At 45.2% G+C, this 22920-nt stretch carries 17 protein-coding genes; 3 read left to right on the forward strand and 14 right to left on the reverse strand.

From position 1 onward, the window contains the following. Nucleotides 1–43: 43 nt before the first annotated feature. The gene (locus NYE25_RS19210; RefSeq protein WP_042192508.1) at nucleotides 44–736 is read right to left on the reverse strand and encodes a TorD/DmsD family molecular chaperone; all 693 of its coding nucleotides are present in this window, start codon (nucleotides 734–736) and stop codon (nucleotides 44–46) included. Nucleotides 737–1151: 415 nt separating this feature from the next. Here NYE25_RS19210 and moaA point away from each other — a divergent pair, with 415 nt between their 5' ends. Continuing rightward, complete coding sequence (gene moaA / locus NYE25_RS19215) at nucleotides 1152–2153, forward strand: GTP 3',8-cyclase MoaA (RefSeq protein ID WP_341146609.1); 1002 nt, start codon at nucleotides 1152–1154, stop codon at nucleotides 2151–2153. A 91-nt stretch (nucleotides 2154–2244) separates the two neighbouring features. Here moaA and NYE25_RS19220 read toward each other — a convergent pair whose 3' ends face one another. The 4 genes from NYE25_RS19220 to NYE25_RS19235 form a co-directional block, all read right to left on the reverse strand. Beyond that, on the reverse strand, nucleotides 2245–5667 hold the full coding sequence (locus tag NYE25_RS19220; protein WP_341146610.1) for an S-layer homology domain-containing protein: 3423 nt from the start codon (nucleotides 5665–5667) through the stop codon (nucleotides 2245–2247). A gap of 130 nt (nucleotides 5668–5797) precedes the next feature. Next, nucleotides 5798–6850, reverse strand: coding sequence for a sensor histidine kinase (locus NYE25_RS19225; protein ID WP_341146611.1), 1053 nt, complete (start codon nucleotides 6848–6850; stop codon nucleotides 5798–5800). Next, entirely contained in the window at nucleotides 6847–7524 is a 678-nt protein-coding gene (locus NYE25_RS19230) for a response regulator transcription factor (RefSeq protein ID WP_341146612.1), read from the reverse strand. Before NYE25_RS19230 ends, NYE25_RS19225 begins: the two co-directional genes overlap by 4 nt. Then, complete coding sequence (locus tag NYE25_RS19235; RefSeq protein WP_341146613.1) at nucleotides 7454–9310, reverse strand: ABC transporter ATP-binding protein; 1857 nt, start codon at nucleotides 9308–9310, stop codon at nucleotides 7454–7456. Before NYE25_RS19235 ends, NYE25_RS19230 begins: the two co-directional genes overlap by 71 nt. Before the next feature lie 369 nt (nucleotides 9311–9679). Between NYE25_RS19235 and NYE25_RS19240 the strand changes: the two genes are divergently transcribed. Then, the gene (locus NYE25_RS19240; protein WP_445667140.1) at nucleotides 9680–10912 is read left to right on the forward strand and encodes an MFS transporter; all 1233 of its coding nucleotides are present in this window, start codon (nucleotides 9680–9682) and stop codon (nucleotides 10910–10912) included. A 182-nt stretch (nucleotides 10913–11094) separates the two neighbouring features. Here NYE25_RS19240 and NYE25_RS19245 read toward each other — a convergent pair whose 3' ends face one another. Next, nucleotides 11095–12801, reverse strand: a complete 1707-nt coding sequence (locus NYE25_RS19245; RefSeq protein WP_341146614.1) for a glutamine--tRNA ligase/YqeY domain fusion protein — start codon at nucleotides 12799–12801, stop codon at nucleotides 11095–11097. A gap of 230 nt (nucleotides 12802–13031) precedes the next feature. Here NYE25_RS19245 and NYE25_RS19250 point away from each other — a divergent pair, with 230 nt between their 5' ends. Next, on the forward strand, nucleotides 13032–13580 hold the full coding sequence (locus tag NYE25_RS19250) for a GNAT family N-acetyltransferase (protein WP_341146615.1): 549 nt from the start codon (nucleotides 13032–13034) through the stop codon (nucleotides 13578–13580). A gap of 93 nt (nucleotides 13581–13673) precedes the next feature. Here NYE25_RS19250 and NYE25_RS19255 read toward each other — a convergent pair whose 3' ends face one another. The 8 genes from NYE25_RS19255 to NYE25_RS19290 form a co-directional block, all read right to left on the reverse strand. Continuing rightward, nucleotides 13674–14318 carry an MOSC domain-containing protein gene (locus tag NYE25_RS19255; protein WP_341146616.1) on the reverse strand — a complete coding sequence of 215 codons (645 nt, stop codon included), beginning with the start codon at nucleotides 14316–14318 and terminating at the stop codon, nucleotides 13674–13676. After that, nucleotides 14299–14829 (reverse strand): GNAT family N-acetyltransferase, encoded by a 531-nt coding sequence (locus NYE25_RS19260; protein WP_340973263.1) that lies wholly within the window; start codon nucleotides 14827–14829, stop codon nucleotides 14299–14301. The genes NYE25_RS19255 and NYE25_RS19260 overlap by 20 nt, the downstream gene beginning before the upstream one ends. 70 nt (nucleotides 14830–14899) lie before the next feature. Then, a complete protein-coding gene (locus NYE25_RS19265) occupies nucleotides 14900–16120 on the reverse strand; it encodes an MFS transporter (RefSeq protein WP_076118992.1) in 1221 nt (406 codons plus the stop codon). A gap of 433 nt (nucleotides 16121–16553) precedes the next feature. Next, the gene (locus NYE25_RS19270) at nucleotides 16554–17381 is read right to left on the reverse strand and encodes a formate/nitrite transporter family protein (RefSeq protein WP_042192534.1); all 828 of its coding nucleotides are present in this window, start codon (nucleotides 17379–17381) and stop codon (nucleotides 16554–16556) included. A gap of 275 nt (nucleotides 17382–17656) precedes the next feature. Further along, complete coding sequence (locus NYE25_RS19275) at nucleotides 17657–19021, reverse strand: FAD-dependent oxidoreductase (protein ID WP_076297929.1); 1365 nt, start codon at nucleotides 19019–19021, stop codon at nucleotides 17657–17659. A 336-nt stretch (nucleotides 19022–19357) separates the two neighbouring features. Further along, nucleotides 19358–20992, reverse strand: a complete 1635-nt coding sequence (locus NYE25_RS19280) for a formate--tetrahydrofolate ligase (protein WP_339267650.1) — start codon at nucleotides 20990–20992, stop codon at nucleotides 19358–19360. 250 nt (nucleotides 20993–21242) lie between these two features. Beyond that, nucleotides 21243–21719 carry a glutathione peroxidase gene (locus tag NYE25_RS19285; RefSeq protein ID WP_339267652.1) on the reverse strand — a complete coding sequence of 159 codons (477 nt, stop codon included), beginning with the start codon at nucleotides 21717–21719 and terminating at the stop codon, nucleotides 21243–21245. A 245-nt stretch (nucleotides 21720–21964) separates the two neighbouring features. Then, complete coding sequence (locus NYE25_RS19290; protein WP_341146617.1) at nucleotides 21965–22828, reverse strand: M15 family metallopeptidase; 864 nt, start codon at nucleotides 22826–22828, stop codon at nucleotides 21965–21967. Between the last annotated feature and the right edge of the window lie 92 nt (nucleotides 22829–22920).

The raw sequence follows: 22920 nt of genomic DNA on the forward strand, positions 1-22920 counted from the left end.
AACCCGACCTAATTTATAGGCCGGGCTCTGTATTATAGTGTTGTTATACCATTGCTGTTGCACTGCTCTCCAGCGAAGCTCTCCAGGAACGCAGCATCTGCAGATCAAGGGGTAGAAACTCAGCGAGCATATGGGAAAGTCCCAAATACAACGTACTATTCGTTGCTGCATTTAACTTCTCACAGAACTGTGGAGTCCATTGCAGTAAATGATCTTCCAAAAAGGCTACCTGAATATCAAGTAGATCCATAGCACTTCTAATTGAGAAGCTATTGTACAACATCCGCTCATGCATTACTGCCATAAATTCCAGCTCAATAGCAATATGATCATCAGCTTCACCATTACATTTGTTAAATACAATTCCTGCGGAAGTATACACATCAGCAAGCACGTTGCAGAAATCTTCAGAACGACCCAGAATAGCAGCTTCACGTAATTTAAAAGAGCTTACTGTCTGTTCGTGCATAAGCCGTTTATACTCTTGGGTCTCTTTCTCACATATATGGGGTAGCTTATTCGGTTCCTGACTCAGATAGCGCTTCAGTTCCCGTCCGCCTTCCGTCATCTCTGCAGCAACACTCATCTTGCGATTGCGGCTCCACTGAGCCACAAGTGAGAGTGATGGTTTTCTACCCAAAAAATCCACTAAAAGCTGATATATTAATCCCCGACTTTCCAACCAATGGCTAAATGCCTCCGGCACGGCGAGCGATGGAACAGTTTGCATAGTCATTTTGCAAATCCTCCTCATTGGGTTTCCCGGTCACACACCGTCACATGATCGACGTGCAATTTCCGGTATCCTTTCTGTTTTCGCAAAAGTGAACGTAAAAGTAATCCGCACCTAGATTATATCGGATATTAAAAGCGCTTTCCGTGAGCATTCTATGACTAATCACTTCATTTGTCGTACTTTTGTCACATTTTTGCAAGTTTATTTCGGCTTTGTCATTCTATTTAGTTTGTCCATTATTATGCAATTAAATCACAACCCTCCTTATTCAAATAGGGGGAGTTTAACCCGTTCAATAGTTTGCTCATTGACGTACCCGCGAGCGATCTTTAAAATTCTAAACAAGTATAAACACCTTCGCCTCCTCTTAAGGCGGGAAGCATTCAAAACACCAACAAATGAAGGGAGCAACGCTATGGAGCCGCTGACGGACCCTTTTGGGCGTTTACACGATTACATCCGCATTTCGGTTACCGACCGCTGCAACCTGCGTTGCATTTATTGTATGCCAGCGGAAGGGATGGAATTCCAGCCGCAGGACGAGATTCTGAGCTATGAGGAAATCACCGCAGTTGTGGAATCGCTAGCACCACTTGGATTACGCAAGGTACGGCTAACAGGTGGAGAACCTCTTGTACGCAAAGACCTGGAGAAGCTGGTAACTATGATATCCGCCATTCCGGGGATCGACGATATTTCACTGACTACGAACGGATTAATGCTTCCAGCTAAAGCAGCACTGCTAAAAGAAGCCGGGTTGTCACGGGTGAATATCAGTCTGGACTCTTTACGGCAAGATCGCTTCTCTATGATTACACGCGGCGGTGTGGTCTCCAAGGTACTAAAGGGGATCGAGGCAGCACAAGCTGCCGGGCTGGAGCCGATCAAGCTTAACGTTGTATTGATGAAAGGGATTAATGATGACGAGATCAAAGACTTCATCTCCCTTACGTTGAACAGTCCACTAAATGTACGTTTTATTGAATATATGCCCATCGGAAGTGCTACTGATTCTTGGCGCCAATCCTATCTGCCGCTGGAAACTGTAATAGAAGCTTGTACTGCGGCCGGCTGGGAAACCGAGGAAGCTGAGATGCCATCTGGTAATGGCCCTTCCCAGAATCGGCGGGTTATTGGAGCACAAGGAACGTTCGGATTAATCCATCCCGTAAGCGATCACTTTTGCGATAACTGCAATCGTCTAAGACTAACAGCAGATGGCCATATCAAAGCTTGTCTGTATTGGGAAGATGAGTACAATGTCCGTCCCCTAATAAGCGATCCCGCAGCAGTGCAGGCCTTATTCCGCAAAGCTCTGGGCAACAAGCCACATAACCACGAAATGGCATTAGCCTTGGAGAAAAAAGCACAAAGCCACACGCCGACGGCTCGGCGTATGTCTCAAATTGGAGGCTAGTCCGTCTCATTAAAAACGCCGCTTTCCCCAAGCTATCTGGGAAAAGCGGCGTTTCATTTAGAGATTAAAGGCTAGCCTTCGCCATCCACTATTATAGATATAGAGCCTCGAGCAGCTTGTAAAGCGTCGTTGCTGCCTCCGCTCTTGTAGCATTGTTCTCAGGTCTGAATTTGTTATCCTCGAATCCACCCAAAATACCCGCTTCAACACCCGCTTTTACAGATGCCTGTGCCCATTGTGGAATGGAGGTAAGATCCGCGAAGTCCCCCTCTTTATCCGTTTGCTTATGGGCATTAGCCTTCAAAGCATTCGCGAGCATAACTGACATTTCGGCACGGGTAATCTTTTCTGAAGGCTCGAAGAACATTTTGCCGTTCACATCATATCCACGAAGGATTCCGGCATTTACCGCCGCTGCTACATCATCTGCAGCCCAAGCTGGAATCGCACTTTGATCCGCGAATTTCACTGTGCTACCTGTTGATTGCAAACCAAGCGCCCGTACAATCATAGAGGCGAACTGTGTCCGAGTAACATCCTCATTCGGACGGAAGGTATGATCCTCGTACCCTTTCATGACGCCCATACCGATTAGACGGTCTGTAAACGCCGTGGACCAATGTTTATTCAAATCGGTAATCGATGGGGCCTGATAATTAAACACAGCATATTTGGCAAGCTGATTTAAGCTTGCAGTTATAGTTCCACCGGTTTGACTCTGACCACCAACATAAATCCACTTTTTAAGCTGCTCGTTGTAATAGTAGATAGCTGCTTTATGCCCCGATGTAATCTTGGCCGCATCGTAATTGAGGGACAGTTCCACAGGCTTATTGAGCATACCTGCCTTGTCACTAGTTAGCTCTACTGCTGCACTCACAGCCTGAAGAGCGCCCATTGCTGGCGTCTCATCAGCAGCAATAACCGAAAAGGCAATTTTGCTGTTACCAGACAACGCTCCAGCCGGAATCGTAAAGCTGCCCACGTCTTTAAGTGTGCCCGTTCCTCCCTGCTGTGCTTTTACCTCCAATTCCACACGCGGAGTTGTAGAAGGCTGCTCTGTAGGAGATGGCGTCGCGGTAGGAGCTGGAGTTGCAACTGGTCCGTTGCCTCCTCCGTTATTATTCCCCCCTCCACTGCTAGTGCCCGCAGTTACAACTACTGTGCGTACAACCTCAGTAGCCGCATTGCCAGCCAAATCTGTCGCATTGTACTTCAATGTATACGTTCCTGGAGTCTGAACATCCACTGTTCCTGTCACCAGGATAGAGCTAGCAATCCCAACCTTGTCAGTAACGTCTGCGCCCGGGTCCTTGAAGTCATCCCCTTGGGTCAGACTAGGACGGCTATCCCCCTTCAGGGTAATCACAGGTGCTGTACGATTGATATTCACAGCAAGCGGCAATGTTGTCTTATTTTCTAAAGAATCCGTTGCCTTGAATTGCAGTTGATGTTGGCCTTCTTCCGAAATCTCAACCACTTTCCCACTTTCATAGGGCAGGAAATTTCCGTTTACATCAGTCGCTAATTGAATGGATACATCCGCACCAGGAATATATACGCTAGCATACACGCTTACCGAAACACTCTGATTCGTCCAGTCACCACTTAAATAAGCTTGTCCGTTCTCAGTCTTTAATGTGCTATGAAGCGCCAATGGGGTGATACTATCATCTCCGCTTAGCGTTACTTCAAAAGCCTTCGTTTCCGTAGCCAATCCCCGCTGAATTGTAGCTGTTAAGGTCAGCTTCGTATCCTTCTTAGGTTGGTAGATGATTTTACCTTCGTTCGTCATTAGAACCGGATTGGAGCTTTTCCACACAATACTTGTCCCGTGTTTGCCTTCGGTAGGCAACGTTAGATCAGAAGTTACTGCGCTTGTGTCTCCTAGATCTAATGCAGTCATAGTATCGTTAACTGCCTGCTGATCGCTGTACGACTCCACATCCACAAAAATCGGATTGGAATAAAACCACATATCACTATAATTACGGGCGTTGATTTCTTCGAAACGAGTCAGGTTATCGACAGTATTATTTTTCGGATCAATCTGCGGTTCACCGTTAACCGTTTCTCCCGCAACATCAGTTCCAAGGTTAGTCCCTCTTAACCGGAAATAACGATCCTTGTCCGCTGCCTCTACCTTATACTTAATGACATTGTAGCCTTCGGAATCTGTAGTCCAGTCCTCGCTTGTGAAGCGGTTCAACACTTTTGTTGTATCGTTAGTCGCTTTGGTGTAATCAGGTGTACCTGGATCAACCTTGCCATGGACTTCACCGGAGATCAAATCTACGTGGTCTACCTTAACGGCGTCGCCATTATTATTTTGCTGTGGACTTTTGAAACGGATCGTAAGCTCTAGGTCGTCCCCTTGTTTTACGTCCAGTTCGCCACCCATTTCTTCCTCTTGTCCATCTCCAGACACGTTAAACTCTAATGCGTTGATGAGATCCCCAAAAACAGAGAAGGATTTCCCTGACCGCATGCCATCTACGACAGCGTTAATATCGGAGCCATCCACCCAGGTATAGTTCTTGGAATATTCACCAGGCCAGTAACCGCTGGAAAATTGATCATTTTTTGTTTTGAAATGAAAATCAGAGTTAGCAAAATTCCAAAATCTGCGGCCCTCACCCAGCAGTGCGTCCCACATTCCTCCAAGCTGTGCAACCTTGACGTCTGTACCTCCGTAAGTCTCAGGCGTCTCTCCCCGATCACTCGCCATCTGATTGCCCAGCATACCTTCAAAGCCGAAGACAAGATTCGGATTGATATTGTTAAAGTCACGGATATCCTCTATTTTAAGCTCCGAGCTTGTACCATTTTTTCTGGAGGGGTGATTGATCAGTACATAGCTATCTGGATAATGACTACTTAGCCATTTCATAGCTGTGCGAGTATCTTCTTTTGTAGAAAAAGCTCTACTATCCGCCGTACTCCACTCAGCCACATCTGCCGGATCGAACATACTTACATCACGATTAGTAAATAAATATTCAAATTGATTAATAGCCTTCAAAGCTTCTGCGGACCCTGGATGATCTGTAACAATCCCAACTGCAGCATGATCGTATTGGGGCATATCCCACTCAAAGCCGGAAAAAATAATTTTCCCAGCATATTTGCCTTCTGCCTGTAACTTCTTAATTTTCTCATTCTGATAATCCACAATACCTTGTGACATCGGAATGGAGCCGCCAGGGAGATTCACCCCTTCGTCATCCCGGTCAGATACCCGAAGGTGATCAGCCAGTGCCATCCAGTCAAAACCATTTTGTTCAAATGCAGCATCGAGCACACTTTTCAATGACTCCTGAGCATCGTTCGATTCATACGTATGTGCATGGTATTCACCTGTCATCCATTTTCCTGAATGTTCAGAAGCAGTAGATGTGATATCAGGCGCTGATTCACCTGAACCACCATAAACTGTCTGTAATGAAAAGTTGGGTGCTAACAATAATACGACAAGCGAACTAGTTAGAAAAACGCGAATTTTGCTCTTCTTCAAAATGATTAATCCTCCGATGTCTTTTGGATTTTCGTAGATTCTATATTTAGAATAGTAGAAAATTGTAAAGACATGTCGGATTTTGTTGCATGTTTATGTAAATATTCATATTTACATAAACACTGCCGATTTATTTCTTTGGCATAGGCAAGCTCACTACAAAAGCCGTTCCTTCACCCGGTCGGCTGGCCACAGTTACTTTACCGTTATGCAGCTCAACGATCTTCTTAACCAGTGATAGGCCCAGGCCACTACCGCCCCCGCTCGCTGTTCTAGCTTTGTCTGCCTTATAGAAGCGATCAAAGATGCGAGGTAAGTCTTCTTCAGAGATACCAATCCCACTATCTTGAATCTCCACCTCTACCCGCTCATCTATCGTTCGAAGCTTGATATGAATACATCCATTCCCGGGAGTGAATTTAATGCTGTTATGAAGAAGATTGGTCCAGACCTGGGTCATTAAATCTTTTACCGCAGTTACATTCACTTCTTCCAGCTCGGCCTCTACCTCTATATTTTTCTCCAGCCACTGTGGCTCAGAAGCCAGAATTGTATCTCTAAGCTGTTTGTCCAGACGATAAACCTGATTTTCAAACGGAAAATTACCCGATTCGAGCGCTGATAGCTTCAATAAATTATCACTGAGCCCAGATACGCGGGTACTCTCAGCCACAATAATATCAATATAGTGCCTCTTACTCTCCATACTTAAGGTTTCGTCCTGCAGCGCAAGCGCAAACCCTCGAATGGAGGTTAGCGGGGATTGAATTTCATGTGATACATTGGAGATAAAATCCTGGCGCATGGTCTCCATCTGACTCAGCTCACTAGCCATTTCGTTAATGCTCTCTACAATTTCGCCGAATTCACGGTATTCCCTATTTTGTTCAAGTACAACATCAAAGTCTCCCTTGGAAATACGGCGAATTCCTTCAATAACCGATTTATAAAAGACACGTTCCCAGCCACGAAAGAAAATAGAAAATAAGAAAAAGACCAGCAGTAAAATCACAAAGCCAACTAGAAAGGTGACCAATTGCAAAACATACTTCGAGGAAGGCCAGCCATATGCAGCATTCACTTGGTTCATTAGAAAATAAGCCGCAGTCCAGCAAAGCGCAGCTGCAACAAGAAAGAGAATAAACATCAAAACATGCTTCACAATATCTTTAAACAAGTTCATGCATGCCCCTCCAACCGATACCCTAGACCACGTATCGTACGAATAACGAATCCATAGTTATCCTGATTGAACCGTTCACGCAAACGGTTGATATGCACATCGAGTGTCCGCTCATTCCCTTCAAAATCATAACCCCAAATTTCTTCGATCAGCCTGTCTCTTGTCAATGTTTGCCCCGGATAGCTGCCCAGCTTAAACAACAGCTCAAATTCCTTAAGCGGCAAGGTAATTTCCCCATACTCTGAAGAGACCTCGTAGGTTTTGCGATTCATACGCAATCGGCCTACGGTCACACTTTGCGCGGCAGAAATCTGATATCGTTTAAGCAGCGCCTTTACTCTCGCAATAAGTACAACCGGCTCAAATGGCTTGACCAAATAATCATCACCACCCAGCTCAAAGCCTTTTACAATTTGTGAGGTTTCCCCTTTGGCTGTCAGCATTAAAATCGGGAAATCATAGTTCTGGCGCATCCGCCGGCATAGCTCCCAGCCGTCCATGTTGGGCATCATCACATCAATAATAGCTAAATCTATGTTATTGCCTTCCAGAATCTGAAGAGCCTCCAGTCCATCGGAAGCTCCATAGATCTCATCCATTCCTTCAGCTCTCATAAATACTTCTACCAATTCGCGGATGTGCGGATCGTCGTCCACTACTAGTATTTTTGTCATGTATCACTGGAGCCTCCTCTTCAATGTCCTGAACCTCGGGGTTATTCATCTGTAGCTGCTGGGTGGCAAATTCACGATACAGCTCATGGTTTTCCAGTAGTTCCTCATGACTTCCCATTCCGGTAATTTGACCTTTTTCCATAAAAATAATCTGTTCTGCATTTACTACAGTAGCCAAACGGTGCGCAATTACAATCGTAGTCCGACCCTTCATCAGATTGGACAGTGCCTTCTGCACCACGGCTTCTGATTGGCTATCCAGACTGGAAGTGGCTTCATCAAGCATAAGAATCTTCGGGTTCCGCAGCAGTGCTCTAGCAATAGCAATCCGTTGCCGCTGTCCACCAGACAGCTTCACGCCTCTTTCGCCGACATCCGTATTATATCCTTCAGGAAGTGCATCAATAAAACCATCTGCATAAGCCATTGCTGCTGCTGCGTGCATCTCCTCCCTGCTAACGTCACGATCCAATCCATAGGTTAAATTCTCAGCAATCGTACCAGCCAACAGTGGACTTTCCTGCGAGACATACCCTATAAGCTTCCGCCACGAACGCAATGAGAATGTAGACACTGGCTTGTCACCCAGCTTTATCAGACCTGACTGAGGCTCGTAAAAACGTTCTAGCAACGAGAACAACGTGGTCTTACCGCCCCCGCTCGGTCCGACAATAGCCGTCACCTGACCAGGAACCATCTGGAAGCTTACATCATTCAATACCTTCTCACCATTTTTATATCCAAAGCTTAATCCCTCTACTGAGATCGGACCTTCTGTGCCATTTGCCTCTTCCTGTCCCTCATATACTTCCTCTTCTGCTGCCAAGGTCTCAATAATACGCTCTGAGGCACCCTTAGCCTTCTGAATCTGTGTGAAGAACGTAGTCAGTTGAGTAAGTGGCATAATAATCTGAATAAGATAAAGAATAAAGGCGACCAGTTCTCCAGCCGTCAAGACGCCGGAAGATACCTGCATCCCACCATAACCGATAATGACCACAAGCAGCATCATAAAAACAAAGGAGACGAGTGGACTGATCATCGCGCTAATCTTGCCTTCACGAATACCAAAGGAAAGCAGGTTCATAATTCCAGTCTTGCCTGCCTCGTACTCTTTTTTCTCTGCGCCTGAGGATTTGACCAGACGGATCTCAGATAAAACACCACTAAGTGTAGCAGTAAAAGAAGCTGTCTCATCTTGCATTCCCTTGGAAATTTTGTACATCTGCCGCCCAAGTGGTACTAGTATCAGCGCCGAAAGTGGAAGAACAGTGAATAGAACAAGTGTCATTTTCCAATTTAAAAATAGCAGAACTGAGATCGAACCTACAATGGAGATCACTCCGGTAAATAAGCTGGCTAGATGTTCAGAAATCAGCGTTTTGATGATCCCTGTATCATTCGTCATGCGGCTGACACTTTCTCCCGTTCGGTTGTCATTATAATAAGCCACAGGCAGAACTAGAAATTTACGCCACAGTCGGTCCCGCAGACCTGCAACCATCTTCTGACCTGCATAATTGAGCAGATAGATAGAGATCCCTCCCGCAATGGTCTGCGCAATAAACGCAGCTGCTATACCCGCAATCTGCAGCTTGCTCACGGAGGCCAGAGAGAAGCCATCCACTAAGTTCTTAGTGAACATCGGGATGACCAGACTAACCAATGTCGATATCATGCTTAACGCAATGGCTATAGCCAATAAGCCGTATGAAGGCTTGGTTTCTCTTAGTAGCGTTAAGAACGGCTTCAGCGCCATCTTTCGCTTGGATTCGGATTTCTTCATGACAATGACTCCCCTTTTCTTAATAGCTCTACGAGAAAAGCATAGTAATATCTTTCTCGCCTTACACCCATCCTATCTGCAGATTGTAAACTGAAGTTAAACGCGCCGATCAGACAATACTGCCTTGTCATTTCCCATCCTGCGGGAATAGTCGCAGGCCAAAATAACGCCCGATACACTTAGCGTTTGTACCTTCTACGCACGCGTTCACGCATTTTTTGTCGCTTATCGTCTCAAACATAAATAAAACCCAAAATAATGTAAAAAAGTAAAAAAGGGTGTTTGTATCCCTTTTCAACACGTGTTACAGTGATAGAAGGGCCTACTATTGGCCACTCTACTCCATGCAAGATATTTAGTGAGAAAGGAGTGAACCATTTGCGAAAAGGCGTTATTCCATCTTCTATCACGTCTTTAAAATGGTTCAATTTTTTTGTATATGGAACCATGGTCCTCTTCACCAGCTTCTTTCAACTATACCTGCTGGATGTAGGGATGAACAAATTAGAGATTGGTGTCTTATTCTCTATGGGAGCGCTAGTATCCATATTTGCAAATCCATTTTGGGCGTTCTTAACAGACCGTTCTCAGAATATACGGCGTATCGTTTTGCTAATGTTATTCGGAACGCTAGTGTTCTCACAGTTTATGTTTCGAGCAAATACATATGAAACGATCTATAACACCATTATTTTGTTCTATTTCTTCCAAGGACCATTATTTGCTCAAAGCAACACGATGATTCTCAGCTATATTGACGGAACTAATCAGCGCTTCCGTTCTTTCCGGCTTTGGGGTTCAATAGGGTGGGCACTGATTGCGATTGTCGCCGGCTTTATCCTGGATTGGGCTGATGTATCCATCTTGACCTATCTGCTTACAGCGTTACTAGGTGCATCAATCCTATCCGTTCTTGTATTGCCTAAAATTAACCATACCATTATGAGAGCTCCAATGCCGTATAAGGGCTTAAGTAAGTTGATTTTCAATCCTTTTTTCTTGTGCTTTTTATTGTTTGGTATTCTGGTATCCATTCCAAACACTATGAACACCACATTTATATCCTTGTATATTACGGATCTGGGCGGCTCTAAAAAAATGATCGGTCTTGCCGTATTCCTCTCCTCCATTTTGGAGGTAGGCGTATTCGTTCTCTGTGACCGGTTCCTGAAACGCAAAATTTCTGTTCTGCTCGGCTGGCTTGCATTGGTCAGTGGTTTGTTCGTTCTGCGTTGGTGGTTTATGGCTGATGCGACTACTGCCCTTCAAGTGGTGTTCATTCAAATTTTACACTGCATAACGTTCGGCGGCTTTTTCTATGTAGGTACCCAATTGACGATGCTCCTGATTCCACGGCCTTATCGCTCTTCCGGACAAGCGCTCTACACCCTAAGCTGGAGTGGGATATCCGGTTTCATTGGAGGTATTCTCGGAGGTTGGATGTATCAGTATCTGGGTGCACAAAGCATGTATCAGACGGGTGTATTTTTGACGCTTATTGGAACGCTTGGCTTTGGTTTCATGTGGCTCTTTGTTAGCCGTGGAGGGTATCGCCCCCCTTCAGAGGAAGATGAAGAGATCTTCGACATCGAAGCATTATAATCAAGTATAAACGCCTTCGGCGTCCTTATAAGGACGGTAAGCGTTTAAGCGAGAAATATAAGACATGAAGTATAGGTGCAAAACGTATACTTTCTTATATTTTCAACAAAAAGCAGGCTCAAACGTACCTATTCGGGACGTTTGAGCCTGCTTTTTGCTGTTACCTTGATTAATTTATCTATTTAGCCTTGTTTAGGAGGCTGAAATGAACTCTTCAGTGAAACGATAAGATTGAATACGAGATGTCCAGGCGCCGAATATTTGCTATCCACATTAAAATAGCCATGACGGAAGAACTGGAATTTATCCTGAGCCACGCTATCCTTAAGCGCAGGTTCAACAAACCCTTGCAGAATTTCTATGGACTTAGGATTAAGCTGATCTAAGAAGCTAGGCTCCGATTTCTCTACCGAGGAATCCAATCCTTCAACCTCCACAGCCTCATCCGCTTCTTCAGCAGAAATAAGAGGCTCGTATAGACGGAATTCCGCAGGAACCGCTTGGCTAGCTTCAACCCAGTGCAACGTACCTTTTACCTTGCGGCCTGTAAATCCACTTCCGCTCTTCGTTTCTGGATCATACGTACAATGCAGCTCCACTACCTCGCCATTCTCATCCTTAATAACCTCATTACATTTGATGAAATAAGCATGCTTCAGACGTACTTCATTACCAGGGAACAACCGGAAATATTTGTTCGGCGGATTCTCCATAAAGTCATCACGCTCAACATAAATTTCACGCGAGAACGGAATTTGACGTATGCCCATTTCCTCATTCTCTGTATTATTCTCCGCTTCAAGCCATTCTGTTTGACCTTCTGGATAATTGGTGATAACAACCTTAAGCGGTCGTAACACAGCCATAGTACGCGGTACAGTTAGCTTAAGATCCTCACGGATAAAGTGCTCCAGCATTTGCAGGTCCACCAGACCCTGACTCTTAGAGATACCCGCTTCATACACGAATTTACGAATCGCTTCCGGCGTATATCCTCTACGGCGTAGACCAGAAATCGTAGGCATCCGTGGATCATCCCAACCATCCACATGTCCTTCGTCTACAAGCAGCTTCAGCTTACGCTTACTAGTCATCGTTTGAGCCAGATTCAGACGACCAAATTCATATTGATGAGGGACAGCTGGCATCTCACATTCAGCTACAACCCAATCGTAGAATGGACGTTGATCTTCAAATTCGAGCGAGCAAAGGGAGTGAGTAATCCCCTCAATAGCATCTTCTAACGGATGAGCGAAGGTATACATTGGGTAGATACACCATTTATCGCCTGTGTTATGGTGATGTGCATGTGTAATCCGATAAATTATAGGATCACGCAGGTTAATGTTCGGTGACGCCATGTCAATCTTGGCGCGAAGAACCTTCTCACCGTCCTTGAATTCGCCTGCACGCATACGCCGGAACAGATCCAAATTCTCTTCGATACTACGATCACGATGCGGACTGTTCTTTCCTGGTTCCGTCAGCGTTCCACGCAATTGACGAATTTCATCTGCACTGAGGTCATCGACATAGGCTTTGCCCTTTGTAATTAATAATTCGGCACGTTTGTACATTTCCTCAAAATAATCAGATGCAAAACGCAGCTCTTCCCATTCATAACCGAGCCACTTTACATCTTCCTGAATCGAGTTTACATATTCCGTATCCTCTTTAGCCGGATTCGTGTCGTCAAATCTTAGGTTAGTCTTGCCACCGAACTCGTCCGCCAGTGTAAAGTTAATCCAGATCGCCTTGGCATGTCCGATATGTAAATAACCGTTCGGCTCCGGCGGAAAGCGTGTGATAACTTCCTTTACTTTACCGGTACGGAGGTCTTCGGTAATAACATTCTTAATAAAATTGGAGGGGGTGCTACGGTTCTCCACAGCTATCAACCTTTCATTCTGTAGTGTTACACTACTTCTTGTATAAACATGTTTCCTACTAATATACCCGTTAACCGTAGATTGTTCAATAAAAGGGGGCACAAGGCACGGATCATTTTTTAGTGTCTTTAGACCTTTTGACTTCTGTCAGGGCGATGGAGTAGCATGATAATCATAAGAAATAATCCATAATCATACATAAGGCCTTGTGCCGAAAAGGAGGCAACCGCTTGTTTAATTATGTCATCGATGAAGATCTGATGTTAAAGCCGCTAATGCCAGAGCACGCTCGGCACATGTTCGCGTTAGTAGAGCACTCACGGGAACGACTACGACAATGGCTCCCTTGGGTGGATGCCGTTACGGAACAGGTCCACACTCTAAATTTCATCAAAAATGCGGTTAAACAAAGCACTGACAATGGTGCTTTTACCGCTGGACTATGGGTTCGCGGTGAGCTCGCCGGTGTTATTGGGTATCACCAGATTGACTGGCATAACCGATCTGTTGGGATCGGCTACTGGCTGGGTGAAGGATATGAAGGTAAAGGGTATATGACCAGTGCCTGTCGGGTGCTAGTAGACTATGCACTACTGGAAATGGAGCTGCAGCGTGTAGAAATTCGCTGCGCGACCGGAAATGTTTCCAGCCGGGCGATCCCGGAACGGCTTGGTTTTGTCCTTGAGGGTGTGATTAGACAGTCAGAGAAACTGCCTGACGGCTACGTCAACCATGCCGTATACGGTTTATTACGTAGTGAATGGCAGCTACTCGGTTAAGTTAGGCTAAGCAAGCAACAAGTATAAGCTCATAAATAGAAATAAACCTGGAAGGCATACGCCTCCAGGCTTATTTTGGTTTGTAGATAGTGTTTAACTCTCCGGCAGACCCAGCTGTTTTCGAAACTTGTTCCGCACTACGGCGGAGAGAGTTTCTAGCTCCGCAAGAGATGCCAGTGCAGCTTCCTCTTGCAGCCCTACTTGCATTAAATGTAGTACATGCGCCACGGACGCACCGCCAGCTCCACTTTCTTTTTTGACAATCTTATCTCCAGTTGAGATCTTTCCTTCACGAAGCACACGCAAGTAAAATCCGCTATATCTAGTGTCCAGCACTTGAGCCGGGAGGTCTGCCGGGCCATGCTTTTGTGAGATTTTGAAGCAAGGATAACGTGGCTGGCTGACCTGCAGCACAGTGGTACCTATTTCGTACACATCGCCAATGCACACATCTGTCTCTAATAAGCCGGCAGTTGTTATATTTTCCCCGAAGGCAGAGTATTCCAGTTTCTTCCCAAGCTGCTGCTCCCAGTAGAGATAATGCTCGATGGGGTAGGCACAAACTGCCTTGTCAGGGCCCCCGTGATGTTTCAGATCCGCCTGACCATCTCCGATAAAGCCATTAGTATTTAACTGAACTGATCCTTCTACAGGCATTTTATAAATTCCAGTCTCCAAAGGTTTCCCCCGATAATCCACTGTTACCGGCCGCCCCACATTAAGCGAGATGATCTCCATATCCTTCTCCTCCTGTCAGCATGCAGCACATAAATATTTCATCCACATATCGACCGCCAAGATAAAACTCCTCCCGCAGACGTCCCTCTTCCACAAACCCGCATTTACGATAAAAAGAAAGCGCTGATTCATTACAGGATAATACGCGTAGACGCAGCTTACGAATGGCGTTATCTGCGGCATGTTCCTTAATAGCCTCTATGAGCTGCCGGCCAATACCTAAACGTTGATAATCCGGATGAACAGCAATATTGACCTCGCACACATGCCTGTTACTCTCCATTCGACTAGGGCAGCCAAACCCAACATATCCGCATAGCTTGTCATCCTTTAGTGCTACTAGCTGCGAACCCGGGGGAGCATTCAGTAGATAATCCTCTTGGGAACGCCACAGTAATGGCCCCGGGCTAGTGTTCTCCGTCCAGATCATATGATCCAGATGAATCAGTTCCCGCACGTCTTTAATCTCTGAGAACCTTATTATAAACCTATCCCTGTTGCTAAGTTTCATAAAGATGTACACCCCTTGCCTTGCACCTCTATAGAATTCACAGTAGATCATTTGAATCCACTATGCTCAACTATCCTATTGACCGCTCCAATGAATTTCCTCGGCGGTTGATATACGCATGAACGATAAAGAATCCTACGGACAGCAGTGCCATCGCACATGCCAACCATGCGGTAGGCGCTAAGCCTCCACTATCGTATAACCTACCCATTAAGTATGGTCCAATCACCCTACCGACTGCCCCCATGCCTCCACTTAGCCCTAAATAGAAAGGAGCACTACGACCTGCATGATCCGAAATAAAGGAAGGCATGGCCGGAGATATCAGCATTTCCCCAAGCGTAGCGAGTACCATCCCAAGCACTAGACCTGAATAAGTCGGCATCCATAAAAGAACAGCATACCCACCCAAATAAAATAGAGCACTTACTGTCATTTGCGCCGTTGAGGTAGATGCGAACCAGCGTTTAATTACTGTTACGAGCGGCTGAGCCGCAAAAATGAGAATTCCGTTAAGCGTCCAGAGAAAACCATAAGTCTTCTTAGGCCAGCCCTCAGAAATAATGAACGGAGATACCCCTGTATTCCAGATAGAGTTCCCTAATAGTAGGAACATCGAGGCAATACCCATATAAAGATAAATTCGTGTATGCCCCATTAGCTTCCAGGTAGATTGTTTGTCAGGACCAGCCTTCTGGTGTTCTGCGACCTCCTGTGAAGAATCTCCTCCGACTTTCTTGAGATATACAAAAAAGAATACCGCAAATACCGCTGAAGTTACGCCGTTCATCACAAAGCTGAGCATATAAGAAATATCGGCCAAAAAACCACTTAACGCCGTACCCAGTGCTACACCAATATTATTGGCGACATAAATAACATTAAACAACTCTCCGCGCTGCTTCGTAAAACGAAAGCCGATAAATGCCTGAATCGCAGGTAAGGACAGTGAATTAAAGAGCCCTACCAGTCCCATCGCGACCATAAATAACGTCCAGTTGTTACTTGCTGCCGGCAAAGTGAACAGAGCAAGTGCATTCATGCCCAGCGCTCCAACAATCAGCCGGTTAACGCCTACCTTATGATAGAGTGAGCCCCCGAGTAGTTGACCCACAATTCCTCCAACTGATTGAATAAGAATCACTAATCCAGCATCCGACATGCTGCGTCCAAGCTCATCAAAAACATACATTGTAACCAATGGCCACATCAGTGCACTACCCGTTGCATTAATAAGACTAGCAATTAAAAATATCTTAACTTCTTTAGGATAATTCTGTAAAAACTTCATAAGTAGTGTACATCCCCTGTAATATATGTGTCATTATTCCATCCAGTATTATCCCAAAACAGGGTTCAGGGCAAGCGGACGCATTGACGTGCTATCGTGATAAAGTCTCAGTATACTTTACCTCTTATTTAGGACTAACTTCTGCCGTAGCTGAGAAAAAAGTAGCACCTTTCACGTCCGCATTCCTCCCTATTTCTATTATCTATTTATATTTTATAGTTGCCGCTGTCGTCCGTAAAGTAGACTAAACAATAATGAAGTGTTTCGTTATTACAAAGTCGGGGTAATAGAGCCTAGAAACACTCCCCCTTTTAAAATTCGCTGTGCATCCGAATTCGTTCCCCCGAGCTCGGATACATCACGGCGGATTTTATTTGTCTATACAGCAAAAAGCACCCCTCAACTATTCTAAGGAGTGCTCTATAAGATAGGTTTAGGCGTGTTTTTTTACACCGCTGCCGGACATGCTGTCCACGGACTGAATAGATGCAGGCTCTTTGCGCAGGTAAGCCATCCAATAAGCTGCCGCAACAAAGATCGCACCGCCCGTCAAGTTTCCTAGCCATACCGGAACAAAATTGTTGAAGTACTCTCCCCATGAAAAATAACCTTCAAAAATAGCTGCCGGAATTAAGAACATGTTGGCTACAACGTGCTGGAAGCCGATAGCTACAAAAGCCATCGTTGGGAACCAGATACCGAGGATTTTGCCACTGAAGTTATCTGCTCCATAGGAGAGCCATACCGCCAAAGCTACAAGCCAGTTACAACCGATACCGGAAACAAATGCCGGCAAGAAGTCTGCCTCAAGCTTATGTCCTGCCATCTCCACTAATTTTTCCAAATACACACCGTCAGAGGTTAAACCCACCACGTGACCGAAAAAGTAAGCTACAAACAAAGCTCCCGCTAGATTGCTCAGGGTAATCAATACGAGATTCTTAACCACTTCCCAGAAGGATATCTTCTTCGCCATAAAAGCAAGTGGCACAGCCATCATATTGCCTGTCAGCAGTTCTCCCCCTGCAAGCAGTACTAGAATCAATCCAACAGGGAAGACAGCTGCCCCAATAAAGTTAGCGATGGATCCCCATTCATGTGGTGCGCCAGCAATGACGCGAATATCCAGTAAAAATCCGAGCGCGATAAACGCTCCTCCCAAAAAGCCCAGAATTAGTACGGTGCTTAAAGGATTGTGCGCCTTTTTTATGCCGTTCTCGACCGTGACTGCGGCAATCTGCTGCGGTTTATTATAAGCCATGATTCCTATCCCCTTCATCTATTTACTTAAAATTTGTTCCTTTACGACCATTGTAGCGTGTCATAAAACACATTAACGTGATAATTATCACTTAATGAAAAACTAAGTGAAACTTTTCACTGACATGTCAAATTTAACGAAGCGCATCCATAATTACATTTGTAAGAACAGGCTCCATATTATTTTAAAGGTAAATAGTACCAGCTTCAATCACAAAAAACCGGAGCCATATATGGCTCCGGTTTACCCAACTTTATTGTTCACAGGCATATAAATTATACGGTTACTGCCTCTTTACTTGGTACTGATGCCGGTAGCGATTCGAGGCCTACTGTATTCAGGAAGTTCCAAGGCTTGTTGTAATGAGGTTGGAAGAAGAAATCGATAAAGGCAAGCTGATCGATTGTCATTTTATTTTGAATACATACAGATACTGTGTTGATCGATTGCGTCAAGTCCGTCTTGGACAAGATTTGCGCTCCGAGAATGCGGCGTGTGGCGCGATCAAATACCACTTTTAATTGCACCTGCTCGAAGGTTGGCATAAATTCTGGACGGTAGTTGTCAATAATCATGGTAGTTTCTACGTCCATTCCTTCAGCCTTAGCCCCTTCTTCAGTAAGACCGGTAGCAGCGATATTATCTTCATAAATCTTAATGCCCGAAGTCCCTTGAGTACCCATATAAGGAATCGTCTCTTTCACTAAGTTACGTGCGACCAAAGTGCCCATCCGTACTGCATTGGTTGCCAGTGGAATATAAGCGTGCTTACCCGTAGGGTTGTAATGAATCGCGCAGCTGTCACCAGCGGCATACACATCTGGGCAACTAGTCTGCATATAATCATTGACCAGAATTGCGCCATTTGGCAGCATATCCACTTGACCTTTTAACAGCTCAGTATTCGGACGGAAGCCGATGCAGAGAATTACAAGATCCGCCTCATGTTCCCCTTCGCTTGTGATAACCTTGGTAACTTTACCACCTTCACCAGCAAAAGAACTTACCTTCTCATTCAGCGCTAATTTAATACCATGATCCTTAAAGGATTGTTCGATCGGCGCAGTAAACTCTGGGTCCAAATATTTATTCAAAATACGATCTTCGCCATCAATCAGCGTAACTTGCTTTCCGTTCATTTGGAAGGCTTCCACCAACTCAACGCCGATATATCCAGCGCCTACGACTGTGATTTTATTCGCTTGTTTAGCTTTTTCTATAATGGTATTGGAATGATCATAGTTCTTGCAAAGCAAGACGCCTTCCAGCTCAATCCCTTCGAGCTTCGGTACAATCGGCCATGATCCCGTAGTCATAATCAGCTTATCATAGGTATCGTCAAACTCCTGTCCGGTTACCAAATTGCGAACACGCAATGTTTTGGACTTCGTATCCACAACGGTCACTTCATGACGCATGTTGGTTTTTACACCAAGCTCAGCAAGCTTCTCAGGGGAAGAATAGAACAGCCCGTGTGGGTCCTTGACCACTCCACCTACGTATAAAGCAATTCCACAAGATAAGAAAGAAATATTATCATTACGCTCATAAACCGTAATCTCGGCTTCCGGGTGAAGCTTGGCAGTATTTACAATTGCGGCAGTTCCGGCATGGGTACATCCAATGACAGCTACTTTCATTATTTTCTTCCTCCTTCAAATGGACAACCTGGTTATATATTAGAATTGCTTGACTGATCAAATTAGATATCTGATCACCGATGAGTTAATTGTGATTTATTTCACTTTATAAATTGATTATATTGTGATATTTATCACATTGCAAGTCTTTTCGCCTATATTCTCAGATTGTTCACAATTTTAAGCATTTTCCGTCACTGCTGCCGATTGCGACCTCGTTAGCTTTGCCATGGGCGTAGGACATTATGTTCTGCCCCCTCAGGATATACTTTCTTATAACGCGCAAAAAAGGCTTTCCCCTAAACCAACAGGGAAAAGCCTGATCATAAACTAAATCTACACCAAACCGTGAATCACGCCATCCTCATCCATCCATAGTGCCTCAGCAGCTGGCTTAGCCGGTAGACCTGGCATCGTAACGATATTGCCCGTAATCACTACAGCAAACCCTGCACCGAGCGAAAGGGTAATATCACGGATACCTACCGTGAAACCTTCTGGAGCGCCAAGCAATCTAGGCTGATCTGAGAAGGAATAAGGGGTCTTCGCCATACATACTTGAAGATTATTTAACCCAAGACGCTCAATCACCGCTAGGCTGCGTTTGGCCGCAGGGGAAAAGTTAACCTCCGCACCACGGTAAATTTCGCGAACAATCTTGGTGATTTTGGAAGAGATGTCGAGTTCATTCTCATACAAAGGAGCAAAACGTTCAGTGTCGCTATGATCCAGAAGTTTCTTTAATTCCGAAGCCAACTCTTGTCCGCCCGCACTACCTTCTGCCCATACCTTGGATATTGCCGCAGGAACGTTCAATCGGCGACAAGCCTCCACAACGTCATTAATCTCTTCTGGGCTATCGCCTTCAAAATGATTAATGGCAACAAGAACAGGCACCCCAAATTTGCCGAGATTCTCTACATGACGCTCCAAATTAGACAATCCAGAGCGCAGCGCCGTCCGGTTCTCCGTTTGGAGCTCATTCTTAGGTACACCACCGTTATATTTCAAGGATTTCACCGTCACGACAAGCACTGCCGCTGAAGGGGTTAGACCCGCTTGCCGGCATTTGATATCCATGAATTTCTCTGCACCAAGATCCGCTCCGAAGCCTGCTTCCGTAACCACAACATCTCCCAGCTTGAGTGCATAACGAGTACCAATAACACTACTGCAGCCATGGGCGATATTCGCAAATGGACCACCGTGTACAATAACAGGAGTGCCCTCCAAGGTCTGCACCAGATTAGGCTTAACTGCTTCCTTCAGCAGCGCTGTCATCGCTTCAACTGCCCCTATTTGCTCGGCCGTTACAGGCTGTCCCTCTTGGTCATACCCAATCAAAATACGGTTCAGACGCTTTTTGAGATCACTCAGATTATCGCATAGGCATAATACAGCCATAATCTCAGAAGCTGTTGTAATCTGAAATCCACTTTCCCGCACGGCTCCATTTCCATCTCCGAGCCCTGTCACAATATTCCGCAGACTGCGATCATTCATATCCATCACGCGTTTCCAAACGATACGCTGCGGATCAAGACCCAGCTCATTACCTTGGAAGATATGATTGTCAATCATCGCAGACAATAAATTATGTGCAGAAGTCACCGCATGAATATCACCCGTAAAGTGCAAATTAATCTCATCTGCCGGAATGATCTGTGACTTGCCGCCGCCCGTGGCACCGCCTTTCATGCCTAAGCATGGTCCGAGGGATGGTTCGCGCAAGGCAGCCACGGTCTTTACTCCTGCTGCGTTCAATGCCTGTGCCAGCCCAATGGTTGTTAAGGTCTTCCCTTCGCCAGCAGGGGTTGGATTCACCGCAGTGACCAATACCAGCTTGCCATCTGGTTTGTTCTTCATGTCTTCCCATAAGGACGGTGAAAGTTTACTTTTATATTTGCCGTATAGTTCCAGATGCTCTTCGCCAATTCCCGCTTGTGCTGCTACCTCTGTAATTAACTTCATGCTTGTATTGAACCCTCCTGCCGTTATTATCCTGCTGTATTCCACGCTTTATGCATATTTTGCATGGGCATTACATTCTCTTCAAAGAATACATGGTCTCTGTAAAGCGTCAAGTATAATTTATCACAACAAAATTTAAGGCGCCTATTCTATATTCCTATGTAAAAAAAGAAAATCCCGTCGAGGCCCGGCCAAAGACCGAGGTCGAAAGGATACTTGTAAAATAACAATTCATCAGTCCCTAAATGATCTACAGTAAGGACTCAATCTGTTCTGTCATCGTTTCTGGCGATTCCTTTGGCTCCACACGAGCTACTACATTACCGCCACGATCAATAAGAAACTTCGTGAAATTCCAGCTGATATCACTGCTATCGCCAGTACCCGGCTGCTGCTCTTTTAAATAATTGAAAAGAGGGCTGGCATCCGGTCCATTCACATCCACTTTGGCAAACACAGGAAATGTAACGCCATAATTAATCTGACAGAATTCTTCTGCCTCTTCACTTGTACCCGGCTCCTGACCCGCAAATTGGTTGCAGGGGAATCCTAATACTACAAGTCCCTGATCCCTATACTGCTCGTATAGCTTCTGGAGATCCCCATACTGCGGTGTAAGTCCGCATTTACTAGCCGTATTGGCAATCAGCACTACCTTACCTTCATACTCTGTAAATGACACTTCTTTACCCGAAGGCGTAACGCCGGAAAAATTGTAGATCGACATCCTAATTCCCCTTCCTTCCATGTACTTAGACTACACTACGTATCTTACCCGAATTGTAACAGAATGCAACTTATCGACACTTTCTGTAAACACTAAGAACAAGCAAAAACGCCTTCGGCGTCCCTAAAGGACGGTAAGCGTTTAGCGAGAAATATGAGGATAAAGTATAGTGTGAAACTTATAATTTCTTATATTTAGAAAAAAGCAGCCCTATGTATTTCTTAGGACTGCTCTCTATCACTCTGTTATTTGGATACGGGTACGACATCATAATATTCTTCCAGCGTAATCCCTTTATCCGCAATATAAGTAGCTATATCCTTGCCCACATAACGGATATGCCAAGGCTCATACTTATATCCTGTAATGTCCTGCTTTCCTTCTGGAAAGCGGATGATATAACCATATTCGGTTGCATGCTGCGCTAGCCACTCCGCTTCCTTCGTTCCACCAAAACAGCTCTCCGCAGCACATTTTCCGTCACTTCCTGAGACATCGATAGCAAGCCCTGTCTGATGCTCGCTATAGCCAGGCACGGCACTGTAAGTACGAGCCAGTTCTTCTCCGTCTTTCTCAACATAACGATTGAACAGCCTTGTTTGGGTTTCCTTAGAACGGTAGGCCGAAACGCCAGCCAAGTAAATCCCGTCTTCCTCTGCGCCTGCGAACAGTTTCTCTAATGCTTCGGCAGCTTCCTTACGCATCATACGCTTCTCGATTTTCTCTTTAAATGTAAAACGCACTTCCGGGTAGACTAGATCCGTTGGCTTATAGTTCTCCGGCAGTCCATACTCCTTATTCACCATCACAGCTATGCTGTCAGGCTCTTTAAAAGAATCATCAGTGCTATTTCCCTTGCCGTTACTATCCGGTTCGGACGGATCAGAGGGATCCGTTGTATTAGATGGGTTAGCTACCACTGGGTCTGTTATGCCCTCTTCGATGCTATTTCCATCTTCACCAGGCTCAGCTTGAAGATCATCCTGCACATTTATATTGGAACCGCTACTATCTGAAGCAGAAGGAGAAGGCGTCGTATACTTCCCAATCCCCCACCCAACAGCAATAACGACAATTAACAAGATTATTATTTTTAATTTTTTAGACATCTGCAAGATCTTCCTCCTCGAAGTCGAAACACTCTATTTATCTATTAGACAAGCTTTCCTTCAAAAATGTTACACTAAGATCCTTTTTTAGA

Source organism: Paenibacillus sp. FSL E2-8871 (assembly GCF_038000345.1).
GTDB lineage: Bacteria > Bacillota > Bacilli > Paenibacillales > Paenibacillaceae > Paenibacillus_AQ.